This window comes from Ralstonia mannitolilytica (assembly GCF_000954135.1).
In the GTDB taxonomy this organism is placed as follows: Bacteria; Pseudomonadota; Gammaproteobacteria; order Burkholderiales; family Burkholderiaceae; genus Ralstonia; species Ralstonia mannitolilytica.
Genome location: NZ_CP010799.1, coordinates 480496 through 495824 on the forward strand (window position 1 = coordinate 480496; position 15329 = coordinate 495824).

Annotated in this window: 15 protein-coding genes; 4 read left to right on the forward strand and 11 right to left on the reverse strand. The window is 67.8% G+C overall.

Translation table 11 applies throughout. The features are described 5' to 3' along the window. Positions 1 to 6 precede the first annotated feature (6 nt). Positions 7 to 1809, reverse strand: a complete 1803-nt coding sequence (locus TK49_RS02325; RefSeq protein WP_045785266.1) for a methyl-accepting chemotaxis protein — start codon at positions 1807 to 1809, stop codon at positions 7 to 9. Positions 1810 to 2006: 197 nt separating this feature from the next. Continuing rightward, positions 2007 to 2888: a LysR family transcriptional regulator gene (locus TK49_RS02330; protein WP_045785267.1), complete on the reverse strand. Its 882-nt coding sequence runs from the start codon at positions 2886 to 2888 to the stop codon at positions 2007 to 2009. 114 nt (positions 2889 to 3002) lie between these two features. Between TK49_RS02330 and gstA the strand changes: the two genes are divergently transcribed. After that, positions 3003 to 3608: a glutathione transferase GstA gene (gstA, locus tag TK49_RS02335; protein WP_045785268.1), complete on the forward strand. Its 606-nt coding sequence runs from the start codon at positions 3003 to 3005 to the stop codon at positions 3606 to 3608. Between the two features lie 11 nt (positions 3609 to 3619). Here the strand turns inward: gstA and TK49_RS02340 are convergent, their stop codons facing one another. Genes TK49_RS02340 through TK49_RS02350 form a run of 3 tightly spaced genes read right to left on the reverse strand, consistent with a single transcriptional unit; the run spans position 3620 to position 5152 of the window. Continuing rightward, the gene (locus TK49_RS02340) at positions 3620 to 4312 is read right to left on the reverse strand and encodes an aquaporin (protein WP_045785269.1); all 693 of its coding nucleotides are present in this window, start codon (positions 4310 to 4312) and stop codon (positions 3620 to 3622) included. Positions 4313 to 4317: 5 nt separating this feature from the next. Next, entirely contained in the window at positions 4318 to 4812 is a 495-nt protein-coding gene (locus TK49_RS02345) for an arsenate reductase ArsC (RefSeq protein WP_045785270.1), read from the reverse strand. Positions 4813 to 4828: 16 nt separating this feature from the next. Then, the gene (locus TK49_RS02350) at positions 4829 to 5152 is read right to left on the reverse strand and encodes an ArsR/SmtB family transcription factor (protein ID WP_045785271.1); all 324 of its coding nucleotides are present in this window, start codon (positions 5150 to 5152) and stop codon (positions 4829 to 4831) included. Between the two features lie 194 nt (positions 5153 to 5346). On the opposite strand from TK49_RS02350, the gene pstS reads away from it, so the two are divergent. Further along, complete coding sequence (gene pstS, locus TK49_RS02355; RefSeq protein WP_045785272.1) at positions 5347 to 6408, forward strand: phosphate ABC transporter substrate-binding protein PstS; 1062 nt, start codon at positions 5347 to 5349, stop codon at positions 6406 to 6408. Between the two features lie 150 nt (positions 6409 to 6558). After that, entirely contained in the window at positions 6559 to 6759 is a 201-nt protein-coding gene (locus TK49_RS02360) for a DUF3562 domain-containing protein (protein ID WP_045785273.1), read from the forward strand. 7 nt (positions 6760 to 6766) lie between these two features. Here TK49_RS02360 and TK49_RS02365 read toward each other — a convergent pair whose 3' ends face one another. The 3 genes from TK49_RS02365 to TK49_RS02375 form a co-directional block, all read right to left on the reverse strand. Further along, positions 6767 to 7726: an alpha/beta hydrolase gene (locus tag TK49_RS02365; protein WP_045785274.1), complete on the reverse strand. Its 960-nt coding sequence runs from the start codon at positions 7724 to 7726 to the stop codon at positions 6767 to 6769. A gap of 161 nt (positions 7727 to 7887) precedes the next feature. Further along, positions 7888 to 8349, reverse strand: a complete 462-nt coding sequence (locus TK49_RS02370) for a CoA-binding protein (protein ID WP_045787705.1) — start codon at positions 8347 to 8349, stop codon at positions 7888 to 7890. A 14-nt stretch (positions 8350 to 8363) separates the two neighbouring features. Beyond that, positions 8364 to 9506: an RsiV family protein gene (locus tag TK49_RS02375; RefSeq protein ID WP_045785275.1), complete on the reverse strand. Its 1143-nt coding sequence runs from the start codon at positions 9504 to 9506 to the stop codon at positions 8364 to 8366. A gap of 567 nt (positions 9507 to 10073) precedes the next feature. On the opposite strand from TK49_RS02375, the gene TK49_RS02380 reads away from it, so the two are divergent. After that, complete coding sequence (locus TK49_RS02380; RefSeq protein WP_045785276.1) at positions 10074 to 12395, forward strand: DUF6600 domain-containing protein; 2322 nt, start codon at positions 10074 to 10076, stop codon at positions 12393 to 12395. An 84-nt stretch (positions 12396 to 12479) separates the two neighbouring features. Here the strand turns inward: TK49_RS02380 and TK49_RS02385 are convergent, their stop codons facing one another. The 3 genes from TK49_RS02385 to atpG all read right to left on the reverse strand — a co-directional run bounded on the left by TK49_RS02385 (position 12480) and on the right by atpG (position 15309). Then, entirely contained in the window at positions 12480 to 12896 is a 417-nt protein-coding gene (locus TK49_RS02385) for a F0F1 ATP synthase subunit epsilon (RefSeq protein WP_045785277.1), read from the reverse strand. Between the two features lie 91 nt (positions 12897 to 12987). After that, positions 12988 to 14391, reverse strand: a complete 1404-nt coding sequence (atpD, locus tag TK49_RS02390) for a F0F1 ATP synthase subunit beta (RefSeq protein WP_096745665.1) — start codon at positions 14389 to 14391, stop codon at positions 12988 to 12990. A gap of 42 nt (positions 14392 to 14433) precedes the next feature. Further along, positions 14434 to 15309 (reverse strand): F0F1 ATP synthase subunit gamma, encoded by an 876-nt coding sequence (atpG, locus tag TK49_RS02395; protein WP_045785279.1) that lies wholly within the window; start codon positions 15307 to 15309, stop codon positions 14434 to 14436. Between the last annotated feature and the right edge of the window lie 20 nt (positions 15310 to 15329).

Sequence of the window (15329 nt, forward strand, 5' to 3'; positions counted from 1 at the left end):
GCGCGCTTAACCGGCGCGCAGCTTGAACAGGCCCACCGTGCGCGCCAGGCTGTGCGCCTGTTCGTTGAGCATTGAGGAGGCGGCCGTCGACTGTTCCACCAGCGCCGCGTTCTGCTGCGTGGCCTGATCCATCTCGGCAACGCTGCGGTCGATCTGGCTGATGCCGGCGCTCTGCTCGTGCATCGCGCCGTCGATCTCGCCGATGATGTGGGCGACGCGCTCGATGCCCTGCACGATCTCCTGCATCGTCGCGCCCGCGGCCTGCACGCGCTCGGCGCCGGTCTTCACACTGGCTTCCGATGCCTGGATCAGGTCCTTGATCTCGCGCGCGGCGGTGGCGCTGCGCTGGGCAAGCGTGCGCACCTCGCCGGCCACCACGGCAAAGCCCCGGCCGTTGTCGCCAGCGCGGGCCGCCTCGACGGCGGCATTGAGCGCGAGGATGTTGGTCTGGAACGCGATGCTGTCGATCACGCCGATGATCTCGGTGATGCGCGCCGACGACTTGGCGATCTCGTCCATCGTGCTGACCGCGCTGGAGACCACCTCGCCGCCGCGCGTGGCGGCCTGGCTGGCGTCGCTCGCCAGGCGCGTGGCCTGCATCGCGGCGTCGGCCGAGCTCTTCACGCTCGTCGTCAGCTCGGTCAGCGCCGCCGAGGTTTGCTGCAGGTTGCTGGCCGACGCTTCCGTGCGGCTGGACAGGTCGCGGTTGCCCATCTCGATCTCGCCGGTGGCCGACTTCATGTTCTCGACGCTGGCGCGCACTTCCAGCAGCACCGCGCCGATCTTGTCGATGAAAGTGTTGAACGACGCGCTGATCTGCGCGACTTCATCGTTGCCGACCACAGGCAGGCGGTGCGTGAGGTCGCCGCCGCCCGCGCCGATGGTGTCCATTGCATCGCGCACCTGCGACAGCCGGCGGAACGACTGCGACGTGAAGAACGCGGCGATGCCCACGGCCGCCAGCGTCAGCAGCACCATGGCCACGGCCAGCGCCTTGACGACATTGCGCAGGCCGGCGGTGGCCTCGGCCTTGTCCAGCGCGATCACCAGATACCAGTCGGTGCCCTGCACGGCCTGCGCCTTGAGCAGCTTGGCCGCGCCGGCCAGCTCCACTTCCAGCGGCGACGTGGCCTTGGCCAGGTTCGCCAGCGTCTCCGCCGTGAGCGATGCCGCCACGTCGGTGGCCGGCTTGAGCATCAGCTTGGCGTCGGGGTGTGCGATGACCTGGCCGTCCTTGGCCACCACAAACGCCAGGCTCGATGGCGTCGGATGCACCGCGGCCACGACTTCGCGCACGCCGTCGAGGGGCACGGCGCCCGAGAGCGCGCCGGCCGTCTCGCCGTTCTTCACGAGGGGCGCCGCAAACGACACGTACGGCACGCCGGTCGACACGTCGCCATACGGCTTGGTGACGAGCAGCTTGCCGGCTGCAATGGCCTGCTTGTACCAGGGGCGGCCGGTGGGGTCGTAGTCCTTGGGCGTGGTGCTGCTGGTGGAGATGAACGACTTGTCGGTCCAGCCGATCGTGATGATCGGGAAACCGTTGGCGTTGCCCATCTGCTTGCCGAAGCCCTGCGGGTCGCCGTGCTCGATGACCTCGGCGGTGGCCTTGACGGCCTGCGCCTTGGCCGCGACCCATTTGTCGATGGCCAGCGTGTTGCCGCTGGCGATGGCGGCGAGGTTCTGGTCGATGCTCTCCATCGTGTTGCTGCGCACGATGGAATACGTGGCGGCGCCGGACAGGGCCAATGCGCCGATCACGGTAGCCGACGAGATGATGAGAATGCGGGTGCGAAGGGAGGAGATCATGATGCTTCCGGATGGAACGTCCTGCATGAATCTGTCTGCGTACGGTGCGACCGTAGCGCCCTTCAGGATCACTGCCGGCTGTCGGGGGCCACTGAGCAAGCTACGGCAGCCCCGCCGCGAACTTGAGGCGCGGCCGTCCGCCCATGCGAGGGGGCTGCCGACCGGCTTCGGGCCCGGCCCGGTGCGTCACCTGCGGATCAGGCCAGGCGCAGCGTTTGCGCAAGGTGCCCGTACACCGTCGCGATGCGCCGCAGATGGCGCGACTCCGGATGCGTCAGCAGCCACAGCTCGGACGGGTTGGCGTCGGGCAGGTCGCGCAGCAGGACCAGGTCGCTGCGCACCCGCGCCGTGAGCACGGGCAGGATGCCGACGCCCATGCCCGCGGCCACCATCTCGGCCACGACCTGCAGGCTGTTGACGGAATACGTGGGCACCACCTTCGGAAAATGCCGCTTGCGCCAGCCCACCGAAGGGTGTTCGGGGATCGCCTCGTCAATGGCGATCCACGGCGTGCGGCCGGCCTCGACGTCGGCATAGGTCAGGCCGCTCGTCCGACCCGCGTACAGCGCCACGCGAAGGGTGCCGAGGTGCTTGCCGACCAGGTGCTGCGGCGGGCGCCGCGTGGCGCGCACGGCGATATCCGCATCGCGGCGGGTGAGGCTCGCCAGCTCGTTGCCCGCGTGCAGGTCGTAGCCGAGGTTCGGATGCTGCGCCTGCAGCGCCTTGAGCGCCGGCGCGACGAGCCCCACGAGGATGGTGTCGGTGGTGGTGATGCGCACCGTGCCCGAGACCTCTTCTGGCGCGGCATGGACGACGGCGCGGGCCGCCTCGAGGGCCGATTCCACCTGCTCCGCCTGCTCGGCCAGCAGCAGCGCCAGTTCGCCCGCCAGGTAACCGGTGCGCGAGCGGGCAAACAGCGCCTGGCCCAGTCCGCGCTCGATGCGCTGCAACGACCGGAACACCGTCGACGCGTCCACCCCGAGCCGCTCGCCCGCGGCCGCCAGGGTGCCGGCGCGCGCCAGCGCCAGGACGATCTCGAGATCCGCGGCGCTCAGGCGGTATTGCGTTTGTGCAAGCATGGTTTTCTGTCCCGCCTATTTCATTGGCATCTGCGCAATCCTACAGTGTTGCCAGCGCCGTTGCCGCCGCCCGGTGGTCACGGGTTCTCAACACGCAATCAAGACGGATCTCTCATGAAGCTCTACTACGCCGCCGGCACGTGCTCACTGGCCGTACACATCGCCCTGCGTGAAGTGGGCGCAAAGTTCGACCTGACCGCAGTGGACCTCGCCAAGCACCTCACCGCCGACGGGACGGATTTCTATACGATCTCGCCGCGCGGCTACGTGCCGCTGCTGGAGTTCTCCGACGGCTCGCGCCACACCGAAGCCGCCGCCCTGCTCCAATACGTGGCCGACCTCGATCCCGCGCATGCTTTGATCGGCAAGGCCGGCAGCGCCCATCGCCTGGCGGTGATCGAATGGCTGACCTTTATCAGCTCCGAGCTGCACAAGGGTTTCGGCCCGCTGTGGCACAAGGAGACGCCCGAGGCAACGCGCCAGAGCACCAAGGACAAGCTCGCCAAGCACTTTGCCGAGCTCGACGCCCGCCTGGCCAAGCAGCCGTATCTGGCCGAGACCTACAGCGTGGCCGACGCCTACGCCTTCACGGTGCTGAACTGGAGTAACTTCCTCGCGCTGCCGATGACGGCCTATCCGAACGTGCAGGCCTACATGGCCCGCGTGAGCGCGCGGCCCGCCGTGCACGAAGCGATGAAGGCCGAAGGGCTGGTGAAGTGAGGCGGCGCAGCTCAGTCGCCTGAGCGCTCGACGAGGTTGGGCGGGGCAGGCTGCACCGTACGCGGCTGCAGCAGCAGGTGCAGCCCCAGCCCGATCGCCGCGCCGGCGCACTCGGCCATGACAAAGCCCGGAACACTTGCCGGCGCGATGCCCGCAAAGCTGTTGCTGAACATGCGCCCGAATGCCGCCGCCGGGTTGGCAAACGACGTCGAGGCCGTGAACCAGTACGCCGCGCCAATGTACGCGGCCACGAGGGACGATGCCCTGCCCGACGGCGCGCGCAGGACCACGAGCAGCAGGCCGGCGGTCGCCACCGCCTCGGCCATCCACTGCCCTGACCCGCTGCGCAACCGGGTGGAAAACTGCAGCAGCGTCATGTCGAACATGGCCTGCGCGAGCCACGCTCCCAGCACGGCGCCGACAAACTGCGCGGCCATGTAGGGCGCCAGCGCCGCACGCGGCATCTCGCCACGCAAGGCCAGCGCCGCGCTCACCACCGGATTGAAATGCGCGCCGCTGATCGGCCCGAACAGTTCGATCAGCACGTACAGACCGCAGACCGTGGCCGCCGTATTGGCGAGCAGCGCCACTGCCGCGTTGCCGCCGGCAAGCCGCTCGGCCATGATGCCCGAGCCAATGACGATGGCCAGCAGCAACGCCGTTCCCATCGATTCGGCCAGCAGCCGGGTACGCAGGTCCGCCATGGCGTTCAGGTCTGCGCGATGCGCTCGAGCGCGGTCTGAAGCTCGGCGTTGCTCAGCGTGTCAAGCGGCAACGCCAGCAACTGCAGCATGCGGTAGCCGATCGCTTGGCGTGTCAGCTCGAAGGCCTGGCGCTTGTCCGCGTCGCCGCCCGGGGCGTTGGACGGGTCGGCATAGCCCCAATGGACCTTGACGGGGCTGCCCGGCCAATACGGACACGCCTCGGCCGCCGCGCTGTCACACACGGTGATGACGATGCGCATGTGCGGTGCACCGTCTGCCGCGAAGGCATCCCAGCTCTTGCTGTGGTAGCCGGCCACGTCGACGCCGGCATTGGCGAGCGCTTCCACGGCAAACGGGTTCAGGCGGCCGCTTGGCGCACTGCCTGCGCTGTAGGCACGCACATCCCTGGAGAGCCTGCGTGCCCAGTGGTTCAGCATGCCTTCGGCCAGCACGCTGCGCGCGGAGTTGTGCGTACACAGGATCAGGACATTCGTCGGCATACGTCAGGCAAGCGCATCAACATTGGCAGGAAACGGCGCTGACATCGAGGCACGGCGCGCCCTGGCAGCAGTTTTCAGTGAGAAAGCCGAGCAGCCCGTTCATGTGCGCGAATGCGGCCCGATAGATCAGGTGGCGGCCGTTCCGCTCCTGGGTCACGAGTTGCGCACTCATGAGCTCCTTGAGGTGGAACGACAGCGTCGCGCCGGGCACGTCCAGCTGTTCTGCGAGGGCGCCCGGCGTGAGGCCCGCGGGTCCGGCCGCCACGAGCATGCGAAACACACGCAGCCGCACGGTGTGCGCGAGCGCGGCTAAGGAACGGATGACGAGGGTTTCTTCCATATTTCCAATATATTGGAAACATTCCGGGCAGACAATCGCTTCCGGACCCGACTTCCCGTGCCGAACGTTTGCGGAATGCCTTACAACACACAGCGCGGCGAGGCCAGACGCGAACGGCTTCGCATGCCGTCCTGTCATCAATGCGTCGCTACAATCGCGAGCTTTGCTCTCCTCCGCCGGTTGCGGCGCTTTCCATGTTCAAGCACATTGTTTTCGCCCTGGCTGTTGCAGCCGCGGGCTTGCCGGTGGTCGCGGGCGCGCAGGTGCGCGGTGCAGGGTCGACGGCCGCCGCACCGGTCTATCGCGTGTGGTCGACGGGGTATGCGGCGGCGTCCGGCGTCACGCTCAGCTATGACGCGGTGGGTTCCGGCGAAGGCTTGAAGCGCATTCGCGCCGGCGACGTCGACTTCGGCGCGTCAGACGTGCCGCTTTCCGCGGCGGAGGCATCCAAGGCCGGCCTGGTCTGCGTGCCGTCGGTGGTCACGGGCGCGGTTCCCTTTGTGAACGTGCCCGGTGTGCCGCGCGGCCAGTTGAAGCTGACGGGCGAGCTGCTCGCCCAGATCTTCCTCGGCAAGGTCGAGACATGGGATGCCCCGGAGCTGCGTGCGCTGAATCCAGGCATGACGCTGCCCAAGCTGAAAATCCACCCCGTCGTGCGCGCCGATGGCTCCGGCACCACATACCACTTCACCGATTACCTGAGCGCGGTCAGCCCCGAGTGGAAGGCCACGTACGGCGCCAGGTCGACGGTGAGCTGGCCGGCAGGCTTCACCGCCGCCAAGGGCAGCACGGACGTGGTCAAGGCCGTGCAGGCGACGCCGGGAGCGATCGGGTATGTCGACTACAACTACGTCGTCGACAACGACCTGAACGGCGTGCAGCTGCGCAATGCGGCGGGACGCTTCGTGAGCGCGCAGGTCAGCGGCTTCCGTGAGGCCGTGCTGCAAAGCGCGTGGAACCGCAAGGGCGATTTCACCGCGCCGCTGGTCAATCTGCCCGGCGCGGAAACGTGGCCGATCACCATGGGCACGTTCATCATCGTGCCGGCGGTGAGCCGCTCAGGCACACGCACGCTGGCGGCCTTGAAGTTTCTGACGTGGGGTTACTTCCACGGGGACGAGCTGGCCGCGCGCGCGAAGTTCGTACCGTTGCCCGAGCGGGTGCAGGCGAGCGCCTATCGTGAGCTGTCGCGGGTGACGGACGCATCGGGCACTCCCATCGGCCTGCAGAGCATGCCGGCAAACTGGAGCAAATAGGCTGCCGAGGCAGTGTCGGCGTGACGCCGCCGCACCATCTTGACGCGAGTCAGGCGGCGCACTGAAAGCTTTGCAACAGGGCTGGATTGTTCCGGCGCGTTTCCTATAGTGGTCATTCGCCGCACAGGCCAGCCAGCACGGGAAGCAGACATGGGTACCGCCATTGCAGACCAGGATGAGCAGATCGACAAGATCGCGCAGGACACCGGCGCGCCGGCCGACCTTGTCCGCGTGCAGTACATGGAGACATTGCGCACATTGGCCGCCGATGCGCGGGTGCACGACTACCTCTCGTTGTTCGTCACGCGCCGCGTGATGGCGGCGTTCCGGCCGCGCCGCACGCCGGGCTAGCGCGCGCTCATTCCTCGCTGATCATCCCGACAAAGGCATGCGCCGCGCGGCGCATCCATTCGCGCGCCCGTTCGGCCTCGGGCTGGATGCGCGCAAAGCCGTGCGTCATGCCGGAGGCTTCAATGGTGATGACTTGCGCGCCGTGCTGCACGAGGTGGTCGGCGTACTGCAGGCCGTCATCACGCAGCACATCGTGCGCGGCCACGATGACGACCGTGTCGGGTGGCGTGTGCTGCGGCGGCTGCGCCATGGGGAAGATGCGCGCATCCTGCTCGGCGAGTGGCTTGGCCAGCTGCTGTGCACCGATGAACTGCGTCCAGTACCAGCGCATTTCGTCGCGCGTGAGGCCGGGGCCTTGTGCGAACGCGTTGTAGCTCTCGCTGCCGAAAGCGGGCGTGGTGACCGGGTAGACGAGAAACTGCGCGTTCACGAGGCCCGGGCGGACCATGACATGCACGGCCTCCGCAGCCTGCGCGGCAAGATGCCCGCCCGCGCTGTCGCCACCCACGGCCAGGAAGCCCGGATCGAAGCCAAGCCGCAAGCGCTGTTCGGCCAGATACGCCAACGCATCGCGCGCGTCGTCTGCGGGGGCGGGAAACGGGTGCTCCGGCGCCAGGCGGTAATCGACGCTGACGACTGCACAGCCGGTGTCCTGCGCAAGCAGCGCTGCCAGCATGCGATGCGTCGTACGCGCCGACCCGACCACCCAGCCGCCACCGTGGAACCACACCAGCAGGCGCGGCCGCGCCACGCGCCTGGGGCGGAACACGACGGCATCGAGCGTGCGGCCCGCAAGCGGCAGGCTCAGGTCGGACACCTCCACACCGTCGGGCAGGGGCCGATCCGACAGCTGCGCAATCGCTTCGAATTGCGCGCGGCGCGCGGCGGCATCTTCCGGTGCCGGCAAGGCGCCGAATCGTTCGGCAACGCGTTGGTAGAACTGCAGGATCTGCGGATCGACGGCCATGGCATGAGTCGGTTTCAATAACCGCCGAAGTGTAGCGCGACCGCCTCCCCTGCCGCGATACGCCGGCAAGCGGAATGACGCGCCCAGCGTCGGCACGCGCGCGCCCTGCGCCTGGATCTGCCGATGGAAAGACTGACCACTTCGTGGAAGGCGGCGCGCCGTCAGCCGCGCTGCCCGATGCCGAGCCGCCAGTGCTCGATCTTGGTACAGCGGTCCTGCACGGCCGGAATGCCCGCGGCGCGCGCCACGGCGATGGCCTCGTCGTTGACGATGCCCAGCTGCACCCAGATGCCGCCCACGCCCAGTGCCACCGCCTCCTGCACCACCGGCAAGACTTGTTCCGCGCGACGGAAGATGTCGACCAGGTCGATGCGTTGTCCCGCCGCGGCCAGCGTGGTCGCGGCTTCCGTCAGCGTGGCATGGCACGGCTCACCGAGGACATCCTCGCCCGCATGCTGCGGATTGACCGGCACGATGCGATAGCCGGCCTGCTGCAGATAGCGCGCCACGTCGTAGCTCGGCCGCGTGGGGCGCGGGGACAGTCCGACCACCGCGATGGTCTTGCCGGACAGCAGCCGGCGCATGGTGGCCTGTTCGTCTGCGTAGGAAGGTTGGGTGGACATGGTCGGCAATGCAGTCAGGTGGTCGGCCGCCTGCATGCGGCCCCAAGGTCGGGAAGCCGCACGACGGCGCGGAACGCACCCCGCGCGTACGGCCCCACTTCGTATGGCCCGTAATGCACGACGATGCGCTCGCCTTGCAGCGTAAACGGAAACGTGGCGTTGCGCAGGTCCTTCTCCTTGAGCGCGCCGCGTGGCGCCTCGGGTGCGCCTTCGCGCTTGAGGGACTCGACAATCTGCGTGTTGAAGGCTTGCAGGCAGGCGGGCGTCGGGTTCAGCACGTCGGCCAGCACAACGGGCTGGAAGCCTTCCGGACCACGCCGCCAGTTGCCGGCCGAGAAGCCGTAGTTGCCGTGCGCCCCGCCGCTGTAGGCCCACACCATGCGCAGCAGGCTCACGGTGTCACCCACGCCGACGACGCTGATGCGGACAACGCACTCGGTGTCGTACTGGTCGCAGCGGCGCAGGCGCAGCGATTGTACGAGCGCATCGACCGCCGCGTCGCCGGTGACCGGGTAGCGCTCCGTGAGCTTCGCCTGACCGGACGTCGTCGTCGCTTCGAGATACTGCGCGACGCGCTTGAGTGCAAAGGGCCGACTGCGGCCGCCGTCGCTCCAGTTGCCCGTGGCGGTGGTGCCGTCGGCCGACAGCGCGCCCGACAGCATGCCGCCCTCGCGCACGACGGACTGGCCGGACGCGTCCAGCCCCTCGGCGCGCTCGCGCCACACGAAGCGGCGCTCGGGTGCATTGCGGCCCTCGATCGTCCACAGCGCGCGGCCGTCCGGACGGTCGTCGTACGCTTCGCCGGTGAGCGTGTCGGCGGCGGCCTCCTTGTCTTTGTCCTGTCCGCCGCCTGACCGGTCGTAGACGCTGAGCCAGATGTTCCACGCGGAGCTGTCGGCGCCCTTCTCGACCATGCCCTGCCAGAACGTGCCGACGTAGCGCTCGCGCTGCTCTGTCGATTTTGCAAGAGGGGCGATTGGCGCAGAAGCAACGGATGGGGCGGCGGAGGGCGCACTGGGCGTCGCCCCAGGCGGCGTCGGCACCTTATCCGCGCCGGCATGTGCCGCGCCGGTGGCGCCGAGTGCCGCCATCAAGGTAACAAAAACGCCCGCTGCCTCGCGCTTGCGCGCCCGTTGGCGCGCACTTTCTTCTTGCATGCTTCCCCTCCGATGAGCCGGCACGACCGACCGCTCGCGTGCTGCGGGCCGGCGGTTCTTCAAGCCCGGCGCGCGATACGGCAAAACGGTGGGACTGGGCAGGTGCTGTCGGCGTTCCGTCAGCGTTGTGCTCGAGCGCACCATACGTCACATCCCGCCACTTTTGCAGCGCTTGCATTCGATTGCAATCCGACACACTTTGTTACGTCCCCTGGCGGGTTCGTCGCACACAATGCGTTCGCACCCCGGCGGTTTGTGTCCAACGGTTGTGCCCCGCCGGCGCACCGTGGCGCACACAAGTGCACGACGCACACCACGGTGCAAGGTTACCCCTCCCTTTCGAATTGACCCCTCGAAAGGATTTCCCGTCCGCGCGGTGCTCCCCGGCCCGCGCGCTTTTTTTTTGCCTGTGCAATTCGCGGGCCTGCCCCCTTCCCTCGCCGACCTTCATGCCGTGCACGTGGGCGATACACGCGCTTACAAAGGCAAGTCGGCCCTTGCCCGCCCGCCGCGTTAAATGAAGACGTACACGCGGCCGCGGCCGCCCACTGGAAGCGAGGGCTCATCATGTCCAAGGTTTTGCGTCGTTCCTCATACGCCGGCACGCGGCTGCCGCAGGTGCTGCGCGCCGTTGGCGTGGCCGCAGTGCTGCTGGTGTGCGGCGCGCAGGCCGCCATGGCGGCGGATCCGGCTGCGCGCGTCGCGCGGCTGTCGGACTTCTCCGGCGCGGTGAGCTTCGCACCGGCCGGCTCCGACGACTGGGCCGGGGCGACGCTCAACCGTCCGTTTACCAGCGGCGACCGGCTGTGGTCCGACCAAGGCAGCCGCAGCGAGCTCCACGTGGGTTCCACGGCGCTGCGGCTCGGACAGAACACCGGCGCCACGCTCGTCGACCTGGACGACCACAACACCCAGGTCAAGCTGACGCAGGGCGCGCTGTCGGTGCGCGTACGCGCGTTGCCGCCCGACCAGACCGTCGAGATCGATACGCCCAACCTCGCCTTTACGCCGCAAGCGCCGGGCGAGTACCGCCTCGATGTCGCGCCCGATGGCTCCAGCACCACCGTCACCGTCTGGCGAGGACAGGGCACAGCCTATGGCGACGACCGTTCGCTGCCACTGTCGGCCGGTCAGCAGATCCGGTTTGACGGCACCGACCTCGCGCAGGCCGGCGGCACCGACAACCCTGGCCGCGATGCCTTCGACCGATGGGCCGAATCGCGCGATGCCCGCGAGGACGCGTCGGTCTCGGCGCGCTACGTTGGCCGCGAAATGACCGGCTACGAAGCCCTCGACGACTATGGCACGTGGCGTGAAGAAGCCGGCTACGGTGCCGTATGGGTGCCGCGCGCGGTGCCGGCCGGCTGGGCGCCGTACCGCACCGGACACTGGGCATGGATCGCGCCGTGGGGCTGGACATGGGTCGACGATGCGCCCTGGGGTTTTGCCCCGTTCCACTATGGCCGCTGGGCCTACGTCGGTACCACATGGTGCTGGGTGCCGGGGCCTGTGGTGCCGCGGCCGGTGTATGCGCCGGCGCTCGTCGGCTTTGTCGGCGGCGGGGGCGGTGGTGGCGTGAGCTGGGGCATCCACATCTCGCTCGGATCCCCGGGTGTGGCGTGGTTCCCGCTCGCCCCGGGCGAGGCCTATCGCCCGGTCTACGCGGCCAGCCCGACCTATGTGACGAATATCAACCGCACGGTGGTGGTCAACAACATCACCGTCAACAAGACGATCATCCACAACAACGTGACGCGCATCACCAACGTGAACCGCGTCAGTTACGTCAACGCCAACAACCCCGCTGCGCTGACCGCCGTGCCCGCCAAGACGTTCGTCAACGGGCAGCCCGTCAACGGCGCGATGGCGAACCTGCGCCCCGAGCAGATGCGTGCACAGCTGGCACATGCCCAGTTCGTCTCGGCCCCCGCGCTGGCGCCCGTACGCGCGAGCCTGGTGGGAGCAGCGGCCAATGCGGGCCCCCGGGCGCAACCGCCGGCACAGGTGTTCGCGAAGCAGGCGATCGCCGTGCGCGCGCCCAATACGCCCGCGGGTGGGCATGACGCGCTGGCCGAGCGCTTCCGCTCGCAAGGCGGTACGTTGCCCGGTGCCGGCCCCGCGTGGACGGGCGGCAATACCGACGTGCGCGCCACGCGCCTGCATGGCCAGCCCAACGCGAAGATGCCGCCCGCCCCCCTTGTCGCGCAGGCAGCGGGCCTGCGCCTCACGCATGCCGCGCCCGCCGCACCGGCCCGCCCCGACGGCGAACCAGGCCGTGCGCCGCAGGAACATGCGCCCGCGCGCATGGGTCTGCTCGATGCGCCGAACGCCAATGCGCCGCATCCACAGAACGGTCCGCGCGATGCGCGCGCCGAGCCGGGTCCGCAGGGCTTCATGTCCGCAAGCCCGACCGGCCGGCCGGGTCCGGCGCCCGGCACCGCCGCGCCGCAGATGGCCGCCCCGGCGGGCAAGACGACACGTCCGCCACGGCATGAGGGGCCCACCGTTCCGGAAGACGCGCATCACACGTCCGAATCACGCCCGCCGGCCGCGCACGTCACGGCCCCGACACCGCACGCGCGGCTCGGAAACCCGCCGCCGGAGCGCTTGAACGGCAACGCAACCGCGCAGATGCACGAACGCCCCCACGTTGCGCCGCCACAGAGCCGCACGTTCCACGCGCCGGACCAGCAGCGCGCACCGGAAGTCCACGCCGAAGCGCCCCATCGCGCGCCGCCCCCGCAAGCAGCCGAAATCCGCGCACCGCAGCCGCAGCCGCGCACGCCCGAGTTTCGCCCGCCGCAACCGCCGCAGGAGGCGCATCACAACGCCCAGCCGCATCCGCAAGGCAACCACGGCGAGGGGCACCGCGAGACCGAACACCGCTGAGCCCGCGGCGCGCAAAAAAAAAGCAGCCCAACCGGGCTGCTTTCTTCATCCGGACCGGCCGAAGACGGCCGGCTCGACACTGCCTTAGCGCTTGCGGCGCAGGCGCGCGATCGCTGCCAGCTGCGCAGCGGCCACGGCAAGTTCGCTTTGTGCACGCGCGAGGTCCAGATCGCTGCTCTGATTCTGCAACGCCTCTTCGGCCGCGCGCTTCGCTTCGTTCGCCTTGGCTTCGTCCAGGTCGTGGCCGCGGATTGCGGTGTCGGCCAGCACGGTCACCTTCTTCGGCTGCACTTCGAGAATGCCACCGGCAACGAACACGAACTCTTCGCCGCCGTCGTCCTTCTCGATGCGCACGGCGCCCGGCTTGATGCGCGTGATCAGCGGCGTGTGGCCCGGCAGAATGCCCAGCTCGCCGGCTTCCCCGGGCAGTGCCACGAACTTGGCATTGCCCGAGAAGATCTCCTGCTCGGCGCTGACGACGTCTACATGAATGGTTGCCATCTCGATTCCTTTGCTCAGAAAAGCCGCTTCCTAAACAGATGTCAGGAAGCCAGTACTGGCCTTGGCGCGTGCACAAGGCCAGACCTCGCGCTTACTGGAGCTTCTTGGCCTTTTCGAAGGCTTCGTCGATCGAGCCGACCATGTAGAACGCCTGTTCCGGCAGGTGATCGCACTCGCCGTCCACCAGCATCTTGAAGCCGCGGATGGTTTCCTTCAGCGGCACGTACTTGCCCGGCGAACCCGTGAACACTTCAGCCACGTGGAACGGCTGCGACAGGAAACGCTGGATCTTACGCGCGCGGTTCACGGCGAGCTTGTCTTCCGGCGACAGTTCGTCCATGCCCAGAATCGCGATGATGTCGCGCAGTTCCTTGTAGCGCTGCAGCGTCTGCTGCACGCGGCGTGCGACGTCATAGTGCTCCTGGCCGACCACTTGCGGGTCGAGCTGGCGCGAGGTCGAGTCGAGCGGATCGACTGCGGGGTAGATACCCAGCGCGGCGATGTCACGCGACAGCACGACGGTCGAGTCCAGGTGCAGGAAGGTCGTTGCCGGCGACGGGTCGGTCAAGTCATCGGCAGGCACATACACGGCCTGGATCGACGTGATCGAGCCGGTCTTGGTCGACGTGATACGTTCCTGCAGCTTGCCCATTTCTTCAGCCAGCGTCGGCTGGTAGCCCACGGCGGAAGGCATACGGCCCAGCAGTGCCGACACTTCCGTACCGGCCAGCGTGTAGCGGTAGATGTTGTCGACGAAGAACAGGATGTCACGGCCTTCGTCGCGGAAGCGCTCGGCCATCGTCAGGCCGGTCAGCGCCACGCGCAGACGGTTGCCCGGCGGCTCGTTCATCTGGCCGAACACCATGGCGACCTTGTCGAGCACGTTGGAGTCCTTCATCTCGTGGTAGAAGTCGTTGCCCTCACGGGTACGCTCGCCCACGCCAGCAAACACCGACAAGCCCGAGTGCTGCTTGGCGATGTTGTTGATCAGCTCCATCATGTTCACGGTCTTGCCGACGCCGGCGCCACCGAACAGACCCACCTTACCGCCCTTGGCGAACGGGCAGACCAGGTCGATCACCTTGATGCCGGTTTCCAGCAGGTCCACCGACGGCGACAGTTCGTCGAACTTCGGGGCCTTCTGGTGGATCGAGCGGCGCTCGTCCGATGCGATCGGGCCGGCTTCGTCGATCGGGCGACCCAGCACGTCCATGATGCGGCCCAGCGTGCCGTGACCGACCGGCACCGAGATCGGTGCGCCGGTGTTGACCACGCGCATGCCGCGGCGCAGGCCGTCGGACGAACCCATGGCGATGGTACGCACCACGCCGTCGCCCAGCTGTTGTTCCACTTCGAAGGTCAGGCCCTTCTCGGCAAACGACTTCTCGTCGCTGTCTTCCAGCACGAGCGCGTCGTAGATCTTCGGCATCTTGTCGCGCGGGAACTGAATGTCCACCACGGGCCCGATGCACTGCACGATACTTCCGCTTTCGATACTCATGTGTATCTCCAATAACTCAATTTTTTGCCGTGGGCATTAGACCGCCGCCGCGCCGCCGACGATCTCGGACAGTTCCTTCGTGATCGCGGCCTGACGGGTCTTGTTGTAGACCAGCTGCAGCTCGCCGATGACGTTCTTGGCGTTGTCCGACGCCGCCTTCATCGCCACCATCCGGGCCGATTGCTCGGACGCCATGTTCTCGGCCACCGCCTGGTACACCAGCGCCTCGACGTAGCGGATGAGCAGCTCGTCGACGACCGTCTGGGCATCCGGCTCGTAGATGTAATCCCACGAGTAGGCCTGCTTCTCGGCGTCGCTCTGCGACAGCTTGTCGGCCGTCAGGGGCAGCAGCTGCTCGACCACCGGCTCCTGCTTCATCGTGTTGATGAAGCGGGTGTACGCGAGGTACACGGCGTCGATCTCGCCGGCGGCGAATGCATCGAGCTGGACCTTGATCGCACCGATCAGCTTTTCCAGATGCGGCGTATCGCCCAGGTGCACGACGTTCGACACGACCTTCGCGCCGACACGGCCCAGGAATTGCATGCCCTTGGTGCCGATGGCGGTCGCCTGCGTCTCAACGCCCTTGTTCTGCAGATCACGCAGCTGGTTGGTGACGGCACGCAGCACGTTGGTGTTCAAGCCACCGCACAGGCCCTTGTCCGTCGTCACCACGATCAGGCCGGCGCGCTTGACGTCGCGCGTGACCATGAACGGGTGCTGGTACTCCGGATTGGCCTGTGCCATGTGCGCGGCCACGTTGCGAATCTTCTCGGCGTACGGGCGGGCAGCACGCATCCGCTCCTGCGCCTTGCGCATCTTGGATGCGGCGACCATCTCCATCGCCTTGGTGATCTTGCGCGTGTTTTGCACGCTCTTGATCTTGGTGCGGATCTCTTTTGTTCCGGCCATTGCTTCCTCTCCGTTCAAAG